This is a genomic window from Demequina sp., from assembly GCF_047975725.1.
Classification (GTDB): Bacteria; Actinomycetota; Actinomycetes; order Actinomycetales; family Demequinaceae; genus Demequina.
The window spans coordinates 44301-65395 of the sequence record NZ_JBKEED010000020.1; the positions used below are offsets into that span (position 1 = coordinate 44301).

Below are 21095 nucleotides of genomic sequence, written 5' to 3' on the forward strand. Positions count from 1 at the left end.
TTGACGCAAACCGCACATTGTGTGAGTCTGGTTTCGCTCGGGAAAGGAGCATGATGGCACAGAAGGTTCAGGTTGTCCTCGTTGACGACCTTGATGGTGGTGAAGCCCACGAGACGGTCAGTTTCTCGATCGACAATGTCGCGTATGAGATTGATCTGTCCAACGAACACGCGGCCGAGTTGAGGGCCGACTTCGCGCGGTGGAAGGCGAAGGCGCGTCGCGTCTCGTCCTCGAAGCGTGCAGCCGGCGCGGGTCGGCCGCGCAGGGCAGACTCGGTGAAGATTCGTGCGTGGGCTAAGGCCAACGGCTACGACATCTCCGAGCGCGGTCGCATCTCCACGGAGATTCGCGACGCCTACGCGGCGGCTCACTGACCAGACGTCACGCGTCGACCCCGCCCCGCAAGGGACGGGGTCGTCGTGCTGTAGAGAGGCGAGTATGACTGACACCGTGTGGTGGGGCACCTTTCCCGAGGCTGGAATCGGCACCGAGGCCGGGCTGGGGGAAGCGCTGTGGCGCTCCAGCGAGGCAGGCCTCGATAGGGCCGTCCTGCTGCCATCGCCTGCCTTCGTGGTTGCACACCCGATGCGTCCGCTCCTATACGTCGTGTCGGAGTTGCCCACCAGCCAGATCGCCGTGGTCGAGGTGTCTGACCCCGCCGCGCCCGCCGTGATCGCGAACGTCGACACCGGCAGCCCGGGCGCTTGTCATCTGTTGCTCGCGCGCGACGTCAGTGCGTTGTACGTCGCGCACTACACGAGCGGCGATCTCGCCGTCATCGCGCTCGACGAGGACGGCGTGCCCGTGCAGGCGAGTCCCACACAGGTGTTCCCGCACGCGGGTTCCGGCCCTCGTGCCGATCGCCAAGAGGGCCCGCACGCGCACTTCTCGGGCTACGCCCCCGGGGGAGAGCACCTGCTCGTGTGTGACCTCGGTACGGACGAGCTGCGCCGCTACCGGGTGCAGCCCGACGGCCTGCTTGAGGCCGACGGCATCGCCGCGACCCTGCCGGGCGGCTCCGGACCGCGCCACTTCGCGGTGCGCGCAGACCTCATCTACGTTGCCTGCGAACTCGACAGCCACCTGCGGGTGCTGCGCTGGGACGGCCCGAGCGCCACGGCCGAGCTCATCGAGGAGCTCCCCTCCACCACGGCTCCCAACCGCACGAGCGACTCCGGCCCGGCAGACTCGCACATCCTCATCCACGAGGACGTGGTGCTGCTCGGAGTGCGCGGCCCCGACGTCATCTCGCTGTTCGACCTGTCGCCAGAAGGCATGCCGCGCTACCGCACGAGCCTCGACGTCGGCCACTGGCCGCGCCACTTTGCGGTCACGGACCAGCACCTGCACGTCGCGGTCGAACGCGGCCACGAGGCCCGCACCTATGCGCTCGCGGACGTCCTTGCCTTGCCTCCTGAGCCAGAGGTGGGCTTCGCCGCCTCGCTTGCACACGCATCGGCCCTGCTACCGAGCGCCGCATGCGCGTGCCCCGCCTGAACGCTGGGCCAACCCCAGCGGTAGGACCCGCGGCCCAAGCCCGTGCCAGCGCATCGGCGCTACGCTGAAAGCATGACCTACACACTGATCCTGCTCCGCCACGGCGAGAGCGACTGGAACTCCAAGAACCTCTTCACCGGTTGGGTGGATGTCGAACTCAACGAGAAGGGCTGGGGCGAGGCCAAGCGCGGCGGCGAGCTGCTCAAGGCCGAGGGCATCCTGCCCGACGTGGTGCACACGTCGCTGCTGCGTCGCGCCATCATGACCGCGAACCTCGCGCTCGACGCCGCGGACCGTCACTGGATCCCCGTCAAGCGCAACTGGCGCCTCAACGAGCGTCACTACGGCGACCTGCAGGGCAAGAACAAGGCCGAGACCCTCGAGCAGTTTGGCGAGGAGCAGTTCATGACGTGGCGTCGCTCGTACGACGTGCCGCCGCCGGTCATCTCCGCTGACAACCCCTGGACTCAGGAGGGCGACCCCCGCTACGCCGGTGAGGACACCCCCAAGACGGAGTGCCTCAAGGACGTGCTCGAGCGCGCGCTGCCGTACTGGGAGGGCGAGATTGTCCCCGACCTCAAGGCGGGCAAGACCGTGCTGGTCGCCGCGCACGGTAACTCGCTGCGCGCGATCATCAAGCACCTCGACGGCATCGCGGATGACGACATTGTGGGCGTGAACGTGCCCACCGGCATCCCGCTGGTGTACGAGCTCGACGAGGAGACTCTCGCGCCGGTCAAGGCCGGTGGCACCTACCTCGACGCCGATGCTGCTGCGGCCGCCATCCAGGCCGTCGCCAACCAGGGCAAGAAGTAACCTCAGAAGTCAGGACGCTCGGTCACCCTCTCATTGCGTGGCCGGCAGGGGCCCTCGCCGATTCGTTCGGCGGGGGCCCCACACCTTTCCCGTCAAATGGATCCATTTGACCGGTGCGGGGGTGGGCAACTTCCCGTCAAATGGATCCATTTTCCTCGTGAGAGGTGGGAGCGGGAGGCGTCAGATGCGCGGGCGGTTGCCGCGGTGGTCACCCGTGACCAAGTAGACGATGCGCCGCGAGACACCCACGGCGTGGTCGCCAAAGCGCTCGAAGTAGCGGGCGAGCAGGCTGATGTCGAGCGTCTCCTGGGTCGAACCCGAGTAGCCAGACGAGAGCAGCGTCGCGTAGGCCTGGGCGTGCAGGCGGTCCAGGTCGTCGTCGTCCGACACGATGCCCGCGGCCGTGTTGAGGTCGCGGGTCTCCATGAGCGCGACCACCTCGGACGCAGCCTTCTTGGCGGCGACCGTCATGCCCTCGATGATCTCGAGGTGCTCCGCGGGGATCGCGGACTCGGGGTAGGCGCGGCGGGCCGACTCGGCAATGTGCTGGGCCAGGTCGCCCATGCGCTCGAGCGACGCGGAAATGCGCAGCGAGGCAATGATGGTGCGCAGGTCGAGCCCCACGGGCTGCTGCTGGGCGATGAGCAGAACGCAGCGCTCGTCGACGGTTTCCTCGAGGTCGTCGAGCTTGGCGTCGTCGGCAATGACGGCCTGAGCGAGCTCAACATTCTGCGTGAGCAGGGCCTCGGAGGCCCGGGTAATCGCGGACTCGACGTGGCGGCTCATCGCGACCAGGTCGCCAGCGAGCTCTGACATCTCTGCAGTGAACAGGGTGCGCATGCTTCTCCTAAGCGGTGGTACGTCCCCCCTAGTGTGGCATCGCCACCCACGCGAACAGCGCTGGTGCGAGCGCTCACCGGTGAACAATCGGTGCGCATGCTGAACATTGGGTGAACTGCATTCATGCTCGTTACTGTGACCCCATGACCCCCGAAGAATGGCTGCTGGTCGCCCTTGCGCTCGTGGTGGGCGTGGGGGTGGGCGTTGCCTGGCAGCGCTACCGCACCGCGCATGAGGTGGTGGCGCGCACACTGGTGCCCCACCGCACCCGCGAGGTGCTGTCCGTGCTGCAATCCGGCGCGGTCATTGTGCGCCGGGACCGCCGCAGCGCCTTCTCGAACACGGTGGCTGCCGCGCTCGGGGTTTCGCGCCCTGACGGGGCGCTCCACAGCGGGGTGGCCGACTTGGCGGAGCGGGCCTGGAGGGCCGATGCGCCGGTTGAGGACGATGTCGAGATCAGTAGGGGGGTGCTCGGCACGTCGAGCATCGTTCACGTGCGCGTCACCCCTTTGAGCGACGAATTGGCGCTCGCGGTCGCCAATGACAACACCGAACAGCGTGCCGCGGAGGCAACGCGCCGCGAGTTCGCGGTGAACGTGTCGCACGAGCTCAAGACTCCGGTGGGGGCGCTGTCGTTGCTCGCCGAGACCATTCAGGACAACCCCGACGACACCGAGATGGTGACTAAGTTCGCTGGCAAGATCCGCAAGGAGACCCGGCGGCTGACCAAGCTGATCCAAGAGATCATCGAGATTTCCCGGCTGCAGGGCGGCGAGTCGGTCATGGAGTACGAATCCGTTGACCTGGCCGGCGTGGTCGACGAGGTGCTCGATGCCGTCAGGGTGGCCGCAGACGCCAAGCACATCACCGTGGTCTCGGAGGTCACGGCGCATCCCGAAGTGATGGGCGACCGCGACCTGCTGGTCATGGCGCTGCGCAACTTGGTCGACAACGCCATCAACTACTCCGAGTCTGGCAAGCACGTGACCGTGACCCTCGCCGTCGAGGACGGCATCGCGCGCATCGCCGTGGTTGACCAGGGCCTTGGCATCGCTGCCGAGGAGAAGGAGCGCATCTTCGAGCGCTTCTACCGGACCGACCCCGCGCGCTCGCGCGACACGGGCGGGACTGGCCTGGGCCTGTCCATCGTCAAGCACGTGGTGTTGCAGCATTCGGGCACCGTTGATTTGTGGTCGCAGCCCCAGGTGGGCTCGACCTTCACCATCAGGCTCGCCGTGGACGGCGGGACGGACCAGGCGGCGAAGGCCGACGAGGAGGAGTCATGACCGAGGGACGCGTGCTCGTGGTCGAGGACGAGGAGTCGTACCGCGACTCCCTGAAGTACCTGCTCAATCGCGAGGGCTTCGAGGTGTTGCTGGCGGAGACCGGCCCGCAGGCGGTCGAGGCCTTCCACCGCGATGGTGCCGACGTGATCTTGCTGGACCTCATGCTGCCGGGCATGTCCGGGCAGGAGGTGTTCCGCACCATTCGCGAGCGCTCCGACGTGCCGATCATCATGGTCACGGCCAAGGACGACCAGGTCGACAAGATCATTGGGCTCGAACAGGGCGCGGATGACTACGTGACCAAGCCCTACTCGGGACGCGAGCTCGTCGCGCGGGTGCGAGGGCTGCTCCGTCGCCAGAGCACCGCTGCGCAGGGCATCCCCGACGAGCCCGAGCGCCTCACGGTCGCCGGTCTCACGATGGACCCCGAGCGGCTGTCCGTCACCCGCGACGGTGAGTCGCAGTCGCTGCCTCCCAAGGAGTTCGCGCTGCTGCACCTCCTTGCGCAGAATGCAGGCCGGGTGCTGCCACGACAGGTGATCATCGACCGGGTGTGGGGCGCCGACTACTTTGGCGACACCAAGACGCTCGACGTGCACATCAAGCGCTTGCGCAGCAGGATCGAAGCGGAGCCCTCCGACCCCCAGTTGATCCAGACGGTCCGCGGCGTCGGATACACGTTCGAGCCGTAGCGGTTCGGCCACCGAGCGCCGCCTTCGCTGGCGCGTTCACGGAACGTTCACCCAGAGTTCAGGCTGGCCCCTGTGGCCCGTTACCTGCCCTCCCTACCTTGGAGATTGTCCGGCACGGAGCCGGGACCCGATCTACCTAGTGAGGAAGCTCGACTGTGAAGATTGCAATGCGTACCGGTGCCGTGGCCTCTGCCGCCGCGCTCACGTTCGTCCTGGCCGCCTGCTCGCCCACCAACGAGCAGCCCGCCTCGTCCGACGAGCCCACCGTCGCCGGCACCGAGTCCGAGGCCCCCGTGAGCCTCTCGGGCAACCTGCAGGGCGCGGGCGCATCGTCGCAGGAGTCCGCGATGGACGCCTGGCGCGCCAAGTTCCAGCTGGCCAACCCCGACGTGACCGTGGGCTACGACCCGGTGGGCTCCGGCGGCGGTATCGAGCAGTTCCTTTCGGGCGCCGTGCCCTTCGCCGGCTCCGACGGTCTGCTCGAGGCTGCCGAGTACGAGCAGGCCGTGCAGCAGTGCGACGGCGACGGTGGCGCCTACCACCTGCCCATGTACGTCTCGCCTGTCGCCGTGATCTTCAACCTCGAGGGCATCGACTCGCTCAACCTCGACGCCGCCACCATCTCGCAGATCTTCAACGGCGAGATCACGTCGTGGGACGACGAGGCGATCGCGGCCCAGAACGAGGGCGTCGAGCTGCCCGCCCAGTCGATCACCACGGCGTTCCGTTCGGACTCGTCCGGCACCTCGGAGAACTTCACGGACTACCTCGAGCAGGCCTCTGACGGCGCCTGGACCCACGAGGCCTCCAAGGAGTTCCCCACCACCGACGCCACCGGCCAGGGCTTCGACGGCACCTCGGCGCTCGTGGACGGTGTGAAGGCGACCCCCGGTGCGATCGGCTACGCCGACGCCTCGCGCGCCGACACCCTCGGCACCGTCGCGATCAAGGTGGGCGAGGAATACGTCCCCTTCTCGCCTGAGGCCGCCGCCAACATCATCGCCGCGTCGCCCCTGTCGGAGGAGGCCAACGGTGCCAACGACCTCGCCTACGCGATCGACCGCACCACGACCGACTCGTCGGCCTACCCGCTGACCCTGGTCTCCTACCACATCGTCTGCTCGCAGTACGACGACGAGACCGAGCGGGCGCTCGTGACCGAGTTCGAGAAGTACGTCGCCTCGGAGGAGGGCCAGGCGGAGGCCGCGGCCGCCGCCGGATCCGCGCCGCTGTCCGCCGAGCTCAGCGCCCAGATCACCGCGATCCTCGACGAGATCGCAGCGGGTTGACCCTTTCCCCTACATTGGCAGTGGGCCTATCCGACACGGATGGGCCCACTGCTGATGCCACGCAAGACGCAACATCGAGGGAGACTCGCGCGTGACCCAGACCACGTCGTCGGAACCGACGGCTGAGGAAGACTACGGGACTCATCCCGGCGCATCGGCTAACCGGTTCTTTACGGCCCTGTCGACCTCGGCAGGTGCGCTGATCCTTGTCACCCTCGCCGCAGTGGCCACCTTCCTGCTCGCCGAGGCCTGGCCAGCGATCACCATGGGCGCCGCCGAGCTGGGCGAGTCCGTGTCCTTCATCAAGCCTGATCAGGGCCAGAGCCTCATCGAGATCATCGGCTACCTGATCTACGGCACCCTGCTGATTTCGATCATCGCGCTGATCCTCGCGACTCCCGTCGCGATCGGTATCGCGCTGTTCATCTCGCACTACGCGCCGCGCCGGCTCGCGCAGGGACTGGGCTACCTGATCGACCTGCTGGCCGCCGTGCCGTCGGTGGTCTACGGCCTGTGGGGCGTGGCGGTGCTCGTGCCCACGCTCCAGCCGTTCTACCAGTGGCTGGCCGACAATCTGGGCTTCATCCCGCTGTTCGCGGCGCCCGAGAACGGCCAGATCTTCACCGGTCGTGTGGCGATGTCCGCCGGCATTGTGCTCGCGATCATGATCATCCCGATCATCACCGCCGTGAGCCGCGAGGTGTTCCTCCAGACCCCCAAGCTCCACGAGGAGGCGGCCCTCGCCATGGGCGCCACTCGCTGGGAGATGGTCAAGATGGCCGTGTTCCCGTTTGGACGTTCCGGCATGATCGGAGCGACGATGCTGGGATTGGGTCGAGCGCTCGGCGAGACCATGGCGGTGCTCATGATCATCGGGCCCGGCCTCACGTACTCCGCCCACATTTTGCAGCCCGGCCAGCACAACACCATCGCCGCGTACATCGCGTTGCAGTTCCCCGAGGCCAACGCCCTCGGCGTGAACTCGCTGATCGCGATGGGCCTGGCGCTGTTCGTCATCACCCTGCTGGTCAACATGCTGGCGCGCTGGATTGTGTCGCGCCGCAGTGAGTTCTCGGGAGCCAACTGATGTCTGTCACTCACGCTCCCGCCCGCGCCACCGCCGTCTCCCCGCTGGGCAGCATCTCCCGCTCGCGCAGGATCAAGAACTCGGCCATGACGGTCGTGATCTACGCGGCGTTCGTGGTCGCGCTGATCCCGCTCGTGTGGCTGTCCGCCACGGTCGTGATGAAGGGCCTTGACCGGTTCTTCATCTCCGACGCCGAGGGTCTCGACGCGGGCTTCAACCTCGAGTTCTTCAACCAGACCATGCGCGGGGTGTTCGGATCCGAGGCGCCGTATGGCGGCATCATGCACGCCGTCACCGGCACGGTCATGATGACCATCGCCGCGACCGTCATCTCGGTGCCCGTGGGTCTCCTCACGGCCATCTACCTGGTGGAATACGGCAAGGGCTGGCTCAAGAAGGCCATCACCTTCTTTGTGGACGTCATGACCGGCATCCCGTCCATCGTCGCGGGTCTGTTTGCGTACGCGCTGTTCGCGCTCACCATGGGGCCCGGCACCAAGTTGGGAATCGTCGGCGCTGTGGCCCTGTCGGTGCTGATGATCCCGGTCGTGGTGCGCTCCTCCGAGGAGATGCTGCGCCTGGTGCCCAACGAGTTGCGCGAGGCGTCCTACGCCTTGGGTGTGCCCAAGTGGCTCACGGTGCTCAAGGTCGTGTTGCGCACCTCGATCGCGGGTGTCACCACGGGTATCACCCTCGCCATCGCACGCGTGGTCGGCGAGACTGCGCCGCTGCTCGTGGCCGTCGGCGTCGCCGACTCCCTCAACTGGAACCTGTTTGAAGGTCGCATGATGAGCCTGCCGGTCTACATCATGTCCGAGTACGAGAAGGGCCTGCTGCCCTGCTCGACCGAGACCTGCATCGGCGAGATCACCGAGTATCGCGCCTGGGCCGCCGCCCTGGTGCTGATCCTCATCGTCATGAGCCTCAACCTCATTGCTCGCCTGATCGCCAAGTACTTCTCCCCCAAGACCGGCCGCTGAGCCAGAACCGGAGCATTCGTGACCAAGCGCATCGACATCAACAACCTGAACGTCTACTACGGCAGCTTTCTCGCGGTCGAAGACGTCTCGTTGGCGATCGAGCCCAAGTCGGTGACCGCGTTCATCGGCCCCTCTGGCTGTGGCAAGTCCACCTTCTTGCGCACCCTGAACCGCATGCACGAGGTCATCCCCGGCGCGCGCGTCGAGGGTGAGGTGCTGATGGACGGCGTCGACCTGTACGGATCAGACGTCGACCCCGTGACGGTGCGCCGCCACGTGGGCATGGTGTTCCAGCGGCCCAACCCGTTCCCCACGATGTCCATTGCGGAGAACGTGCTGGCGGGCGTCAAGCTCAACAACAAGCGCATCTCGCGCTCGGACGCCGAGGACCTCGTCGAGGGTTCGCTGCGCGGCGCCAACCTCTGGGAAGAGGTCAAGGATCGCCTGGACAAGCCCGGATCGTCGTTGTCCGGCGGTCAGCAGCAGCGCCTGTGCATTGCCCGCGCGATCGCGATCAGGCCCGACGTGCTGCTCATGGACGAGCCCTGCTCCGCGCTAGACCCCATCTCGACGCTGGCCATCGAGGACCTGATGCAGGAACTCAAGGACCAGTACACGATCGTGATCGTGACTCACAACATGCAGCAGGCCGCGCGTGTGTCTGACCGCACCGCGTTCTTCAACATCGCTGGCACGGGCAAGCCGGGCAAGCTCATCGAGATGAACGACACGGCGACCATGTTCTCCACCCCCTCCGAGAAGGCAACTGAGGACTACATCTCGGGCCGTTTCGGCTGATCGAGGCAAGTGAGGTCTACGGGCGTGCGGTGCACCCCGTGGCCTCGCGAGGTCCGGGCGCCTGTGTGCGCGCTGTCCTCGACGCCTGCCCTGTGCCCACTTGCCCTGTGCCCACCTGCCCTGTGCCCACCTGACACTCTCGAACCATGTGCCCGCGACACGCAGGCGAGGTTTGCCTCGAAGCGGTGGGGACGCGGAGTGTCGCGCGCCCGATGTTCGGAAGTGTCGGAGCGTGGGCGTGGGCGGTTCTTCACGCAGCCGTGACGCGCGGGACTCGGGTGGCGCCTGGGCATTCACACAAGTCCCACACGCCCCGTGGGTCACGCGTGCGTGACGAACCGCCACGCGACGCTCGAGAAGTGGAGAGGACGCTCGAGCACTACCGCCCCGGCGCGCGGAGCCTCGGGACTAGCCGATCGCGTCGATGACTGCCTGGTACTCCGGCAGCGTCCCGTCCATCACCGGAACCTGCGCGGTGATGGGACCCTCTTCCTGCGTCACGAGCACCGTGGGCGCGATCAGCCCTGGCATCACGGTGGCGGTGCCGGCGACTTCGGTGGCGTCGCCGTCGGGCCCGAGTCGGGAGTCGCCGCGGGCGGGCACCGTGACGGTGGTGTTGGTCGCGCCGTCGAAGGAGATCTGGACCTCAATGTCCTCCGCGGAGGAGTTGTACAGCGTGCCGATCAACGTGGCCGGCTGGTCAGCGCCCTCGGCGATGATGAGGAGGTTGAGCGCCTCGATCTCGCCGGTCACGGCCTGGACGCCGTCAGACGCCGCATAGTTGTCCTTCGTCGTGATCGGGTTCACGTACGAGCAGCCAGTCAGGGCGAGGGCGGCGAGGGTCGCGACGGCGCCTGCGGCGATGGAGGGCTTCACGGCGGGGGACTTCCTTTCACGGGGACGCGCCTAAGAATACCGGTGCCAGGCGGATTGGCTCCACCGGCGCGTCGGTGCTGGACAACACTCAGAAGCCCTGTTATTGCGGCGTGTCGCGGTGGTAGACTGGGGTTTACTCAAAGAAGGGCTCAACCTCCAATGAACTTTGCCGTCGGCGAGACCGTCGTCTACCCGCACCACGGTGCGGCGCAGATCCAGGACATCAAGAAGCGGACCATCAGGGGCGAGGAAAAGACGTACCTCAAGCTCAAGGTGGCCCAGGGAGACCTCACCATCGAGGTTCCCGCCGAGAACGTAGACCTCGTCGGCGTCCGCGACGTGGTCGACCAGGCCGGCCTCGAGAAGGTCTTCGGTGTCCTGCGCGAGCCCTACATCGAAGAGCCCACCAACTGGTCGCGCCGCTACAAGGCCAACGTGGAGAAGCTCGCTTCCGGCGACGTCATCCGCGTGGCCGAGGTGGTGCGTGACCTGTCGCGTCGCGACACGGACAAGGGCCTCTCGGCCGGCGAGAAGCGCATGCTGCACAAGGCACGCCAGATCCTCGTGAGCGAGCTTGCTCTTGCCGAGAAGTGCGACGAGCCTACCGCCGAGGCCCGGCTGGACGAGGTCCTCGCCTCGTGACCATCGCGGCGGTCGTCACGGCCGCCGGCTCTGGTTCCCGGCTGGGCGCCGACGTGCCCAAGGCCCTCGTCCACATCGAGGGCCGGGCGCTCGTCGCCTGGGCAGTCGCGCGCGTCCGTGAGATCGCCGATGCGGTGGTGGTCACCGCGCCACCGGCTCACCTTGGCGCGTTCGTCGAGGCTGTTGACGGCCTTGCGACCGTCGTCGCCGGGGGTCAGACCAGGCAGGATTCCGTCGCGCTTGGCCTGACCGCGCTCGATCTCGCCGACGACGACATCGTGTTGATCCATGACGCCGCGCGGGCCTTCCAGGACCCCGCCATCATGGCTGCGACCATCGCGGCGGTTCGTGAGGGCGCCGACGGGGCGGTCCCCGTGGTGCCGGTCGTGGACACCCTTGTGGGCGCTCCGGGAAGGGACGGAGTGCTCGGCGACGCAGTCAACCGCGAGGCCCTCCGCGCCGTCCAGACCCCCCAGACGTTCCGGGCGGCGGTTGCGCTCGATGCGCATCGGCGTGGCACGGCAGGCGCCACTGACGATGCGAGCCTGGCGCGAGAACTGGGGTACCGAGTGGTGGCCGTGGACGGCCACGAGTGGGGCTTCAAGGTGACCCGCGCATCGGACCTTCCCTTGGCCATCGCCATCGCAGCCCAGTTGGAGGCACCGTGACCATCCCACGCACCGGAATCGGTGTCGACGTGCACGCCTTTGGTGAGCCGGGCGACGGCGACCTTGCGCTTGCCGGTCTGACCTGGCCCGGCGAGACGCCGCTGAGCGGGCACTCTGACGGCGACGTCGCCGCCCATGCCGCGTGCGACGCACTGCTCAGTGCGGCGGCGCTCGGCGACTTGGGCTCGAACTACGGCACGGATCGGCCGGAGTGGGCGGGGGCGGCAGGTGCCGCGCTGCTCGCCGAGACCGCCAGGCGCGTGCGCGAGGCAGGCTTCGAGATCGGCAATGTGGTGGTGCAGATCCTGGGCAACCGCCCCAAACTGTCGCCGCGGCGAGGCGAGGCGGAGGCGGCACTGAGCGCCGCCGCAGGCGCCCCCGTGACGGTCAGCGCGACCACGACGGATGGGCTGGGCCTCACGGGCCGCGGCGAGGGCATTGCCGCGATCGCGACGGCGCTCGTGTTCCCGGTCGAGGGCCGGTAGCCTGGCACGCGTGAGCCTGCACCTGTTCGACACCGCCACCCGCACCGAGCGCGCCTTCGAGCCGCTCGAGCCAGGCAAGGTCGGCATCTATCTGTGTGGACCGACGGTGCAGGGAAGTCCGCACGTGGGCCACCTGCGCAGCGCCGTCGCCTTCGACGTGTTGCAGCGCTGGCTCGAGCGCACCGGCCACCACGTGACCATGGTGCGCAATGTCACCGACATCGACGACAAGACCCTCGCCAAGGCCGCCGACGCCGGCGTGCCCTGGTGGCAGTGGGCCCTGACGTTTGAGCGCGAGTTTCAGGCGGCCTACTCGGCAGTGGGCGTGAGGCCCCCGGCCGCGGAACCCCGCGCGACGGGCAACATCCCCGAGATCATCTCGCTTGTGGCGGCACTGGTCGATGGCGGACACGCCTACTCGCATGAGGGCTCGGTGTACTTCGACGTGCGCTCCTTCGCGGACTACGGCACCCTCACGCGCCAGGCGCTGGAGGACCTCACGCCCGCGCCCGATGCGCCTGCCGACGACAAGCGCGACCCGCGCGACTTTGCGCTGTGGAAGGCCGCCAAGCCTGGCGAGCCTGCCGACGCCGCCTGGGACTCGCCCTGGGGTCGGGGGCGTCCTGGCTGGCACATCGAATGCTCGGCCATGGCGCGCCGGTTCTTGGGCAGCGAGTTCGACATTCACGGCGGTGGCCTTGACCTGCGTTTCCCGCACCACGAGAACGAGCAAGCGCAGTCGCGCGCCGCGGGCGACGCGTTCGCGCGGCTGTGGATGCACTCGGCCTGGGTGACGCAGTCGGGCGCCAAGATGTCGAAGTCGCTGGGCAACGGCCTGCTGGTGACCGAGGTGCTGTCGCGCTACCCGGCGCCTGCGCTGCGGCTCGCGCTCGCCCAGGTCCACTACCGCTCGATGCTCGAGTACTCCGACCAGACCATGGAGGATGCTGCGGCGACCTGGGGTCGCCTCGCGGGCTTTGTGGCACGCGGGTCTGAGCGGGTGGGCACGCTGACGGCCGATGCGGTGGCCGCCGCCGAGCTTCCCGCGCCCTTCGTTGAGGCTATGGATGACGACCTGTCCGTGCCGCGTGCGCTTGCGCACGTCCACGAGACGGTGCGGGCCGGCAATGCCGCGCTCGCTGCGGGTGACGACGAGGCGCTCTCGAGTGCGCTGCTGTCCGTACGGGCCATGCTCGACGCGCTCGGCCTTGACCCCGCGAGCGAGCAGTGGGCCGGGGTCGACTCTGGTGCGGGGGCGGCGATGACCGCGCTCGACTCGCTGGTCCAGGCCGACATCCAGGCGCGCGCCGCCGCGCGTGCGGCCAAGGACTGGGCCACCGCTGACGCGATCCGCAACCGCCTTGCCCAGGCGGGCATCGTCATCGAGGACGCCGCCGACGGGGCTCGCTGGTCGCTCGCCGCTGAGGGGTAGTGCGCTCGGCGTCGGGGCCGATGCGCTCGCTGGCCGGGTGCGCGACTACCCTTAAGTCCATGGCTGGAAACTCAAGGCGCCGCGGCGCGACGCGCAATGCAGGCTCGAAGAAGGGCGCCCAGGTCGGCACCGGGGGCCACGGACGGCGCGCCCTCGAAGGTAAGGGCCCGACCCCCAAGGCCGAGGACCGGCCCAATCACAAGGCGTACAAGGCAAAGAAGCGCGCCGAGGCGGACGCCGCGAAGAAGCCTCAGCAGGCCAAGCGCTCCACGCCGCGCGACAGGACCTCCGGCTCCGCGGAACTCGTGATCGGACGCAACTCCGTCCTCGAGGCGCTGCGCATGAAGATGCCGGCCCACCGCCTGTCGGTGTTCAACCGGATCGACGCGGATGACCGCGTGACGGAGATCGTCTCGCTTGCCGTCGAACACGGCATCGAGGTCCACGAGGTCACCAAGGCCACCCTCGACGGCTACGCCGGTGGCAGCCCGCACCAGGGAGTCGCGCTTGAGGTCCCGTCGTATGTGTACGCCGACCCCGACGACTTCCTGTCCACCGACTCGGACGGGCCCGTGCGCATTGTCGCCCTCGACGGCATTCAGGACCCGCGCAACCTGGGCGCGATCATGCGTTCCGCCGCGGCGTTCGGCGCCACCGGCATTGTGGTGCCCGAGCGGCGCGCGGCTGGCGTGACCGTGGCTGCGTGGAAGGTCTCCGCGGGCGCGGCCGCACGCCTGCCTGTGGCCCGTGCCACCAACCTCACTCGTCAGATCGAGGCCTACAAGAAGGCCGGCTGCTTCGTGGTGGGCCTGGACGCCGGCGGCGAGGTCGAGATAGGCGACTCCGAACTGCTCGACGGCCCGCTCGTCATCGCCGTGGGCGCCGAGGGCTCCGGCCTGTCGCGCCTTGTCGCGGAGGCCTGCGACCAGATCGTGTCGATCCCCATCTCGGGCGACACCGAGAGCCTCAACGCCTCCGTCGCGGCCTCGATCGCCCTGTACGAAGCCCGCCGCGCGCTGCGCTAAGCCCATGCACCCGGCGCGGCCAGCCCGCGCATCGGCCCTGCTGGCCGTCCCCTTAGAGAGGGGACGGCGCAGTGGGAGGCGTGGGAGCGGTTGTGTGGTCGCGCCCCGGCACCACGGGGGTTTCGGTGACGGGCATGCGCGTGGAGCGGCGCGTCACCGTAGGAGCCTCGGCGATCTCGGGCTCAGGGACGCCGCCCCAGGCGTAGGTGTTGTCGTTGATGTAGGGGTCGCGTGCCTCGTAGTTCTCTCCGTGCTCGAGCGCGAGGGCCGGGAGTTCCGCGGTCATCTCGGCGATCGAGCGGCCCAGCACAGCGTGTTCGTCGGCCTTGCCGGGCAGAATGTTGCGCACGTACGACGCCGTCGCGACGGGCATTGCGACGTCGTGACCTGCCGCCTCTGCTAAATACCAGCGGTGATCGAGAACCTCGTGGTACACCTGGGCAGGCTCGAGCTTGCCGCGCAGGTCGCGCGGCACCGCCCGGATGGTGGGCTCGAACATGTGGGTGAGCCACTCGTGCGCAGCCGCGGACTCCTCGCGACCCGGGTCGTGCCAGGCGCGAAACTCGTCGAGGTCGTTCAGCAGACGGCGGGCCTGGTTCTCTTGCACGTCGAGGCCCGTCAGGCGCATCAGGCGGCGCTGGTGGAAGCCCGCGTCCACCACCTTGGGACGGATGGAGATCGCAGTGCCGTCCTCGGTCTGTTGCATGTCGATCTCGTCGAGGTCGAACCCCAGATCGTTCAGCTGGCGCACCCGCTCCGCGACCCGCATGCGAATGTTGGAGGTGTGGGTCGACGTCTCCGTGAGCGCGGTCCACAGCTTGCGGTAGCGCTTCTCGAGGCGCGCGCCGATCTCTAGCGGGTCGACGCTGTCGTCGAGGTCGCCCGAGCCCTGGAGGTCGAGCAACTCGCCCGTGATGTTGGTGGTGGCAATGTCGAGGTCGTGCTCGCGCTGGCCATCAGTCAGGCGCGGGTGGAGGTCGCCGGTCTCGGCGTCCACCAGGTACGCGGAGAACTCCGAGGCGTCACGGCGGAACAGCGCGTTCGACAGCGACACGTCGCCCCAGTAGAAGCCCAACAGGTGCAAGCGCACCAGCAGCACGGAAAGCGCCCCCACCAGACGCTTGAGAGTGGACTGCCGCAGGCCCTGCGCGAACAGCGCGCGGTAGGGCAGGGAGTAGGCGAGGTGTTCGGTGATGAGCGCGGCGGACAGCGGCTCACCACTGCGGGTGGTGCGGCCAGTGACCACGGCGACGGGGTGCACGCAAGGGGCGTCGAGCTTCTCGAGTTCGCGCAGCATGGTGAACTCGCGGTGGGCGATCTCCGCGTTGGTCTCCTTGACGGCGATGACCCCGTCACCGTGGCGCACGAACCTGACGACGTGCCGCGATAGGCCTCTGGGCAGGGCCGCGATGTGCTCCTCGGGCCAGGTTTCGAGCGGCATGTCCCACGGCAGCTCGATCAAGGCGGCGTCAGCGGCTCCAGTGATATGCAGAGGCATGGTGCCAGCGTATCCGGCCCGCCTCCCGCTGTTGATACCCGTCTCGACGTCTGTGACGCGGTGCGCGCGTGCTAGATACCCGTGAGTGCGCCTGAGGCCGGGTGACCCGGCTCAGGGCCGATGCGCGTGAGGCTTGGGTGGGCGGGTCGCCCGGGCGCGCCCGTGGGTATCTGGCGCGCCGGGGCGTGCCAGATCCTGTCGAGACGGGTATCAACCGGGGCGAGGGCGCAGGGAGGGCGCAAGGAGGGCGCAAGGAGGGCGCAAGGAGGGCGCAAGGAGGGCGCAAGGAGGGCGCAAGGAGGGCGCAGGGACAGCAGAAGGGGCGGCCCCGGTGAACCGGGACCGCCCCTTCTGAGCGTTCTAGCGCTTAGGCCTTGTGCTGAGCCGAAGCGTCGGTGTGCACCTCAGCGGACAGGCGCTCGCCGGACGCGGCGGAGAACACGTGCTGCTCGCCCTCGCGGATCGAGACCCACACGGTGTCGCCCTTCTTGGGCACGTCGCGGGGGTCGATACGGACGATGACCTGCGAGTCGCCAGCGGAGAAGTGAACGTCCTCGGCGCCGCCGAACTCGTTCGGGACCTCGCCGTAGACGAACGCGTCGGAGCCCAGCTCCTCGACGACGTCGACCTGCACCGGGATGGCACCCTCGGTGTTGGGGGCCACGCGGTCGAGCGACTCGGGCCGGAAGCCCAGCACCACGTGGTTCTTGTCCTCGGCCTTGAGCGCCGAGACGGCCTCGCGAGCGAGCGCCACCTTGGCGCGGCCAACCTGAGCGTGACCGTCGAACACCTGGTAGGTGCCGATGTTCATCGCGGGCGAGCCGATGAAGCCGGCGACGAAGACGTTCGCGGGAGCGTCGTACATGTCGCGGGGGGTGCCCACCTGCTGGAGCAGACCGTCCTTGAGGACCGCGATGCGGTCACCCATGGTGAGGGCCTCGACCTGGTCGTGGGTCACGTAGACGGTGGTGGTGCCCAGGCGACGCTGCAGAGCGGCGATCTGGGTACGGGTCTGGACACGCAGCTTGGCGTCAAGGTTCGACAGCGGCTCGTCCATGAGGAACACCTGGGGCTGACGCACGATGGCGCGGCCCATGGCGACACGCTGGCGCTGACCACCCGACAGAGCCTTGGGCTTGCGGTCCAGGTACTCGGTGAGGTCGAGGATCTTGGCAGCGGCCTCAACGCGCTGGCGGATCTCAGCCTTGTCGACCTTGGCGATCTTGAGCGCGAAGCCCATGTTGTCGGCCACGGTCATGTGGGGGTAAAGCGCGTAGGACTGGAACACCATCGCGATGTCGCGGTCCTTGGGCTGCACGTGGGTGACGTCGCGGTCGCCAACGCGGATCGAGCCCGCGTCGATGTCCTCGAGACCCGCGAGCATGCGCAGGGAGGTCGACTTTCCGCAACCGGAGGGGCCGACGAGCACGAGGAACTCGCCGTCGGCGATCTCAAGGTCGAGCTGGTCCACAGCAGGACGCTCGGTCCCGGGGTAGATCCTCGAAGCCTTGTCATAAGTAACGCTGGCCATGATGGTCCCTTCACCGGCAGGTACGTGCCGGACGATCCGTAGTGAAGAGTGCCGATGTGGTGTCCACAGTGACACTTTCCGCCGCACGGGTGTGCGGCGAGTGCCCCCATCTTGCCATAGCACGCAAGTGAGTCCAAGTCGGTCACGGTAGCGTGAGTGCATGGTGGGCGTGACGCGGGAACCGGGCGACGACATTGGTGGGTACACCGTCGTATCGACCCTGGGGAGGGGCGGCTCTGGGGCCGTCTACAGGGTGGTCGACGATGGCGGCGCGACGGCCGCGTTGAAGCTCGTCGACGCTCGGACAGACGCCGTGGCTGCCCAACGACTTGAGCGTGAGGTTCATGCGTTGCAGTCGCTGCGCCACCCCGCAGTGCCGCAGATCCTCGATGCCGAGTTGGACGGCGACGAGACGTTCGTGGTCTTCGAGTACATCCCCGGCGTGAGCCTGTGGCAGCACATTCAGGACCACGGGCCGCTCGAGGGCGAGGCGCTCGCGGACTTCGCGGACCGCACCGCATCGGCGCTTGAGGCGGTCCACCAGGCGGGCGTGGTGCACCGTGACGTGACCCCGTCGAACATCATGATGAGCCCTGCCGGGCCAGTGCTGATTGACTTTGGGCTCTCCCACCGCGAGCACGACCCTCGGCTGACCCGCGACGGCCTGGTTTCCGGCACCGCGGGCTACGTCGCGCCGGAGGTGATCGACGGCGCGGAGCCCGGCGCTATCGCCGACCGGTGGTCGTGGGCGGCGACCGTGGCGTACACGATGACAGGTAAGGCGCCGTTCGGGTCGGGCACGGGCGCCATCTCGCGCACCTTGGAAACGGACGTCACCTTGCCCGTCGTTCAGGGGGCCGATGCGCTCAGGGCAGCGCTGGGCCGTGACATCAGCGGTAGGCCCGCCCCGCGCGATGTGGTTGCCGCGCTGAGGGGCGCGACCACGGTCCTGTACGGCGCCCAGGGATCGCAACTCGCCCCGACCGCGGTGGCTCCTGGCATCGCCGCGACGGCGGTGATGACAGCCCAGTATTCGGGCGTCGACTACGCGGCCGACCCCACGGCGGTCTACGACGTCGAGGCGCCGCCGACCTCGACGGGTACACCCGCATCGGTCCCCTCGCCGCCCCTGTCCGGCGACGTTCCGCTGGATGAGGACGAGCCCAGCTCTGCGGACATCGAGATCGAACGTGCCCCACGCCATCACCTCATGGTGGGTTCGTGGACGGTGGCCTTTGGGGCCGCCGCTGCCCTTGCGCCGTTCCTTGCGTACTTTGCGCTCGTGGTCAGCGCGATCCTGGTGCGAGGTGTGCAGCGCCGTGCGCTCGGATTGCACGGTGCTCGCGTGCGCCGCGGCCAGCGCAAGGGAGATGCGGCCTTGCAGACCCTGGGCCTGCCGTGGCACCTGTTGCGTGCCGCGGCCGAGACGCTGCCCGCGGCTCTGCTCGCGGGCGCGGCGGGCGCTGGCGTGGCGGCGATTGGGTGGTGGCTGGTCAGTACCGAGCGCCTCGCGAGTGGCACCGTCGCGGGCCAGACGTGGGGCCATGCGGTGGCGCTCGGAGCCGGCGGACTGGTCGCGGCGGTCGTGCTGTGGTGGGGGCCGTGGATGGCGGCGACCCGTGAGGGGGGACACCGAGTGTCGGATGCCCTCGCGCCCACACGGGGCGTGGCTGCGGCCTGGACTGTGGTGGCCCTGGCGGGCATCGCGGTGGTCGCGGCGAGCGTGTATGCCCACGCCGGTCCGTGGTGGTGGCCAGCCCCGGACCTGCCGCAGTAGTGGCCGTGGCCGGCCGTGGTGGAACGCCGTCCTGGTGTTGTACGTTGGCCCGGCAACGGGAACGCGCGCACGCGCGAACTGATGATGCTTAGGCGTCCGGAGGGGACATATCGATGGCGAAGGTAGGCCGATTCGCGGCAGTGCAGCCGTGGCTGAGTCTGGTCGTGAGGCTGTCGATGGCGGGCATCCTTTTCGCGGCCGCCATTCCGAAGCTGCAAGACATCCCGCAGTCAGTGCGCGCGGTGCGCGCATATCAACTGCTGCCGGAGTCGGTGGTGCCCTTCGTGGGCACCATGCTTCCTTACGTAGAGATCGCGCTGGGACTGCTGTTGCTCCTGGGGCTGTTCACGCGCACGGCGAGCATCATCTGGCTCGCAATGATGGCGGCGTTCCTTACGGGCGTGATCTGGGCGTGGAGCACGGGTTTGAGTATCGACTGTGGCTGCTTTGGCGGCGGCGGCGAGGTCGAAGCTGGCACCACCAACTACCCCAGCCACGTGCTTGAGCGGCTGGGCTTCATCGCGCTGGGCACCTTCCTGGCGATCTGGCCGCGCAGTCGCTTCTCGGTGGACGGCTGGATGTCGCCCGCCCCCGCACTTCAGGCGCCCGAGGAGGCGTCAGTACACTCAACCCCGAACGACTCGAGGAAGTAGGACCATGTCCAAGAAGAACGGCGCCCCCAAGAACGAGAAGGCGGCTGCCGCGCGCGCGCAGGCACAAAAGAACGTCAAGTCGCAGGAACGCAAGACCATGGTCGGCATCATCGTGGGTGCCGTGGCCGTGCTCGCGATCTTCGGCGGCATCGTCTACTTCATTGTCCAGTCGGGCAAGATTCCAGGTCTTGATGACCCCAACGTCGTGGCACCCGCCGGTGCCGACGCCACGGGCGGCATTGCCGTGGGCACGGGCGGCGTGGTGGGTGAGGACGTCCCCACTGACGTGCAGCGCCTGGATGTCTATGAGGACTACATGTGCCCCATCTGCGGCAGCTTCGAGGAGATCAACGCCGAGGACATCAACGCGATGCGTGAGGCCGGCACGGTTGCCGTCTACTACCACCCCCTCGCGATCCTTGACTACTACTCGATGGGTACGCAGTACTCGACGCGCGCTGCCAACGCCGCCGCGACGGTCGCGGATGCCGCCCCCGAGGCTTACCTCGACTTCTCGGCCGCGCTGTACGCGAACCAGCCTGCGGAGAACACTGAGGGCCTGTCCGACGCGCAGATCGAGCAGATCGCCATCACTGCGGGTGTGCCCGAGGACGTCGCTGCGACGTTCGAGGATGGCAAGTTCACCAAGTGGGTCATCGCTGCTACCGACCAGGCTTCGCAGGACTTCGCGGAGCAGGAGCAGCGCACGGCGACGCCGACGATCATGCTTGACCGCACCATCTTGCTGCAGGCAGACGTGCCGTTCTTCGAGGAGGGTGTGCTCAAGGCGCACATCGAGTCGCAGGAGTAACGCGACCCGTACGACGTTTGGAGTGGCCCCGCAGACACCTCTGCGGGGCCACTTCCCGTTCACGGCCGATGCGCGGGCTGGGTATCCTGCTCTCGCGACGTCAGTCGTGTGCTGGCATGGCGCAATTGGTAGCGCACCGTACTTGTAATACGGGGGTTGCGGGTTCGAGTCCCGCTGTCAGCTCTCTGGTTTCTCCTTTTAACCGCTGGTAAATGGGCACATCGCGACACGCCGCGGCGGTGGGACTGAAGTCCCAAAATGCCACCTTTCGCCCCTGTTGAAAATGAGTGAACGTGCGCGCGAAACCCGCGCCACGGGTGCTGGCGGCGCTAAGCACATGCGTCCCCTCAGCAGCCACATCGCCGTGGGTGTTGATCGCGGCGATCCCGCGGTCAGATCCCGGCCCTCAGGG

General features: G+C 68.0%; 21 protein-coding genes and 1 tRNA gene. 18 read left to right on the plus strand and 4 right to left on the minus strand.

Going from position 1 to position 21095, the window contains the following annotated elements:
* Window positions 1–53: 53 nt before the first annotated feature.
* The 3 genes from ACK5NO_RS06460 (at window position 54) to ACK5NO_RS06470 (ending at window position 2313) form a co-directional block, all read left to right on the plus strand.
* Window positions 54–374, plus strand: coding sequence for a histone-like nucleoid-structuring protein Lsr2 (locus ACK5NO_RS06460; protein ID WP_416811841.1), 321 nt, complete (start codon window positions 54–56; stop codon window positions 372–374).
* Between the two features lie 64 nt (window positions 375–438).
* Complete coding sequence (locus tag ACK5NO_RS06465; protein WP_416811842.1) at window positions 439–1497, plus strand: lactonase family protein; 1059 nt, start codon at window positions 439–441, stop codon at window positions 1495–1497.
* Between the two features lie 72 nt (window positions 1498–1569).
* On the plus strand, window positions 1570–2313 hold the full coding sequence (locus ACK5NO_RS06470; RefSeq protein ID WP_416811843.1) for a phosphoglyceromutase: 744 nt from the start codon (window positions 1570–1572) through the stop codon (window positions 2311–2313).
* 180 nt (window positions 2314–2493) lie between these two features.
* Here ACK5NO_RS06470 and phoU read toward each other — a convergent pair whose 3' ends face one another.
* Window positions 2494–3153: a phosphate signaling complex protein PhoU gene (gene phoU / locus ACK5NO_RS06475; RefSeq protein ID WP_416811844.1), complete on the minus strand. Its 660-nt coding sequence runs from the start codon at window positions 3151–3153 to the stop codon at window positions 2494–2496.
* 143 nt (window positions 3154–3296) lie between these two features.
* Between phoU and ACK5NO_RS06480 the strand changes: the two genes are divergently transcribed.
* The 6 genes from ACK5NO_RS06480 (at window position 3297) to pstB (ending at window position 9285) form a co-directional block, all read left to right on the plus strand.
* Window positions 3297–4439, plus strand: coding sequence for a sensor histidine kinase (locus ACK5NO_RS06480; protein ID WP_416811845.1), 1143 nt, complete (start codon window positions 3297–3299; stop codon window positions 4437–4439).
* On the plus strand, window positions 4436–5131 hold the full coding sequence (locus tag ACK5NO_RS06485; protein ID WP_416811846.1) for a response regulator: 696 nt from the start codon (window positions 4436–4438) through the stop codon (window positions 5129–5131). The genes ACK5NO_RS06480 and ACK5NO_RS06485 overlap by 4 nt, the downstream gene beginning before the upstream one ends.
* Window positions 5132–5286: 155 nt before the next feature.
* Window positions 5287–6420, plus strand: coding sequence for a phosphate ABC transporter substrate-binding protein PstS (locus tag ACK5NO_RS06490; protein WP_416811847.1), 1134 nt, complete (start codon window positions 5287–5289; stop codon window positions 6418–6420).
* Between the two features lie 91 nt (window positions 6421–6511).
* Window positions 6512–7507: a phosphate ABC transporter permease subunit PstC gene (gene pstC, locus ACK5NO_RS06495; protein ID WP_416811848.1), complete on the plus strand. Its 996-nt coding sequence runs from the start codon at window positions 6512–6514 to the stop codon at window positions 7505–7507.
* Window positions 7507–8487, plus strand: a complete 981-nt coding sequence (pstA, locus tag ACK5NO_RS06500; RefSeq protein ID WP_416811849.1) for a phosphate ABC transporter permease PstA — start codon at window positions 7507–7509, stop codon at window positions 8485–8487. Before pstC ends, pstA begins: the two co-directional genes overlap by 1 nt.
* A gap of 18 nt (window positions 8488–8505) precedes the next feature.
* Window positions 8506–9285: a phosphate ABC transporter ATP-binding protein PstB gene (pstB, locus tag ACK5NO_RS06505; protein ID WP_416811850.1), complete on the plus strand. Its 780-nt coding sequence runs from the start codon at window positions 8506–8508 to the stop codon at window positions 9283–9285.
* Window positions 9286–9693: 408 nt separating this feature from the next.
* Here the strand turns inward: pstB and ACK5NO_RS06510 are convergent, their stop codons facing one another.
* On the minus strand, window positions 9694–10161 hold the full coding sequence (locus ACK5NO_RS06510; protein WP_416811851.1) for a hypothetical protein: 468 nt from the start codon (window positions 10159–10161) through the stop codon (window positions 9694–9696).
* A 159-nt stretch (window positions 10162–10320) separates the two neighbouring features.
* Here ACK5NO_RS06510 and ACK5NO_RS06515 point away from each other — a divergent pair, with 159 nt between their 5' ends.
* The 5 genes from ACK5NO_RS06515 to rlmB are packed head-to-tail and all read left to right on the plus strand — an operon-like array spanning window position 10321 to window position 14413.
* The gene (locus ACK5NO_RS06515; RefSeq protein ID WP_416811852.1) at window positions 10321–10803 is read left to right on the plus strand and encodes a CarD family transcriptional regulator; all 483 of its coding nucleotides are present in this window, start codon (window positions 10321–10323) and stop codon (window positions 10801–10803) included.
* The gene (gene ispD, locus ACK5NO_RS06520; RefSeq protein WP_416811853.1) at window positions 10800–11471 is read left to right on the plus strand and encodes a 2-C-methyl-D-erythritol 4-phosphate cytidylyltransferase; all 672 of its coding nucleotides are present in this window, start codon (window positions 10800–10802) and stop codon (window positions 11469–11471) included. The genes ACK5NO_RS06515 and ispD overlap by 4 nt, the downstream gene beginning before the upstream one ends.
* The gene (ispF, locus tag ACK5NO_RS06525; protein ID WP_416811854.1) at window positions 11468–11956 is read left to right on the plus strand and encodes a 2-C-methyl-D-erythritol 2,4-cyclodiphosphate synthase; all 489 of its coding nucleotides are present in this window, start codon (window positions 11468–11470) and stop codon (window positions 11954–11956) included. The genes ispD and ispF overlap by 4 nt, the downstream gene beginning before the upstream one ends.
* Before the next feature lie 10 nt (window positions 11957–11966).
* Window positions 11967–13388 carry a cysteine--tRNA ligase gene (gene cysS, locus ACK5NO_RS06530; protein ID WP_416811855.1) on the plus strand — a complete coding sequence of 474 codons (1422 nt, stop codon included), beginning with the start codon at window positions 11967–11969 and terminating at the stop codon, window positions 13386–13388.
* A 59-nt stretch (window positions 13389–13447) separates the two neighbouring features.
* Entirely contained in the window at window positions 13448–14413 is a 966-nt protein-coding gene (gene rlmB, locus ACK5NO_RS06535; RefSeq protein WP_416811856.1) for a 23S rRNA (guanosine(2251)-2'-O)-methyltransferase RlmB, read from the plus strand.
* 52 nt (window positions 14414–14465) lie between these two features.
* On the opposite strand, the gene ACK5NO_RS06540 is transcribed toward rlmB, so the two are convergent.
* Window positions 14466–15911: a DUF4032 domain-containing protein gene (locus ACK5NO_RS06540; protein ID WP_416811857.1), complete on the minus strand. Its 1446-nt coding sequence runs from the start codon at window positions 15909–15911 to the stop codon at window positions 14466–14468.
* Window positions 15912–16278: 367 nt separating this feature from the next.
* A complete protein-coding gene (locus ACK5NO_RS06545) occupies window positions 16279–17442 on the minus strand; it encodes an ABC transporter ATP-binding protein (RefSeq protein ID WP_416811858.1) in 1164 nt (387 codons plus the stop codon).
* 160 nt (window positions 17443–17602) lie between these two features.
* Between ACK5NO_RS06545 and ACK5NO_RS06550 the strand changes: the two genes are divergently transcribed.
* The 4 genes from ACK5NO_RS06550 to ACK5NO_RS06565 all read left to right on the plus strand — a co-directional run bounded on the left by ACK5NO_RS06550 (window position 17603) and on the right by ACK5NO_RS06565 (window position 20866).
* A complete protein-coding gene (locus tag ACK5NO_RS06550) occupies window positions 17603–19219 on the plus strand; it encodes a serine/threonine protein kinase (RefSeq protein WP_416811859.1) in 1617 nt (538 codons plus the stop codon).
* A gap of 113 nt (window positions 19220–19332) precedes the next feature.
* Entirely contained in the window at window positions 19333–19872 is a 540-nt protein-coding gene (locus ACK5NO_RS06555) for a MauE/DoxX family redox-associated membrane protein (protein WP_416811860.1), read from the plus strand.
* A gap of 4 nt (window positions 19873–19876) precedes the next feature.
* A complete protein-coding gene (locus ACK5NO_RS06560; RefSeq protein ID WP_416811861.1) occupies window positions 19877–20683 on the plus strand; it encodes a DsbA family protein in 807 nt (268 codons plus the stop codon).
* A 110-nt stretch (window positions 20684–20793) separates the two neighbouring features.
* A tRNA-Thr gene (locus tag ACK5NO_RS06565) sits at window positions 20794–20866 on the plus strand.
* Window positions 20867–21095 lie beyond the last annotated feature (229 nt).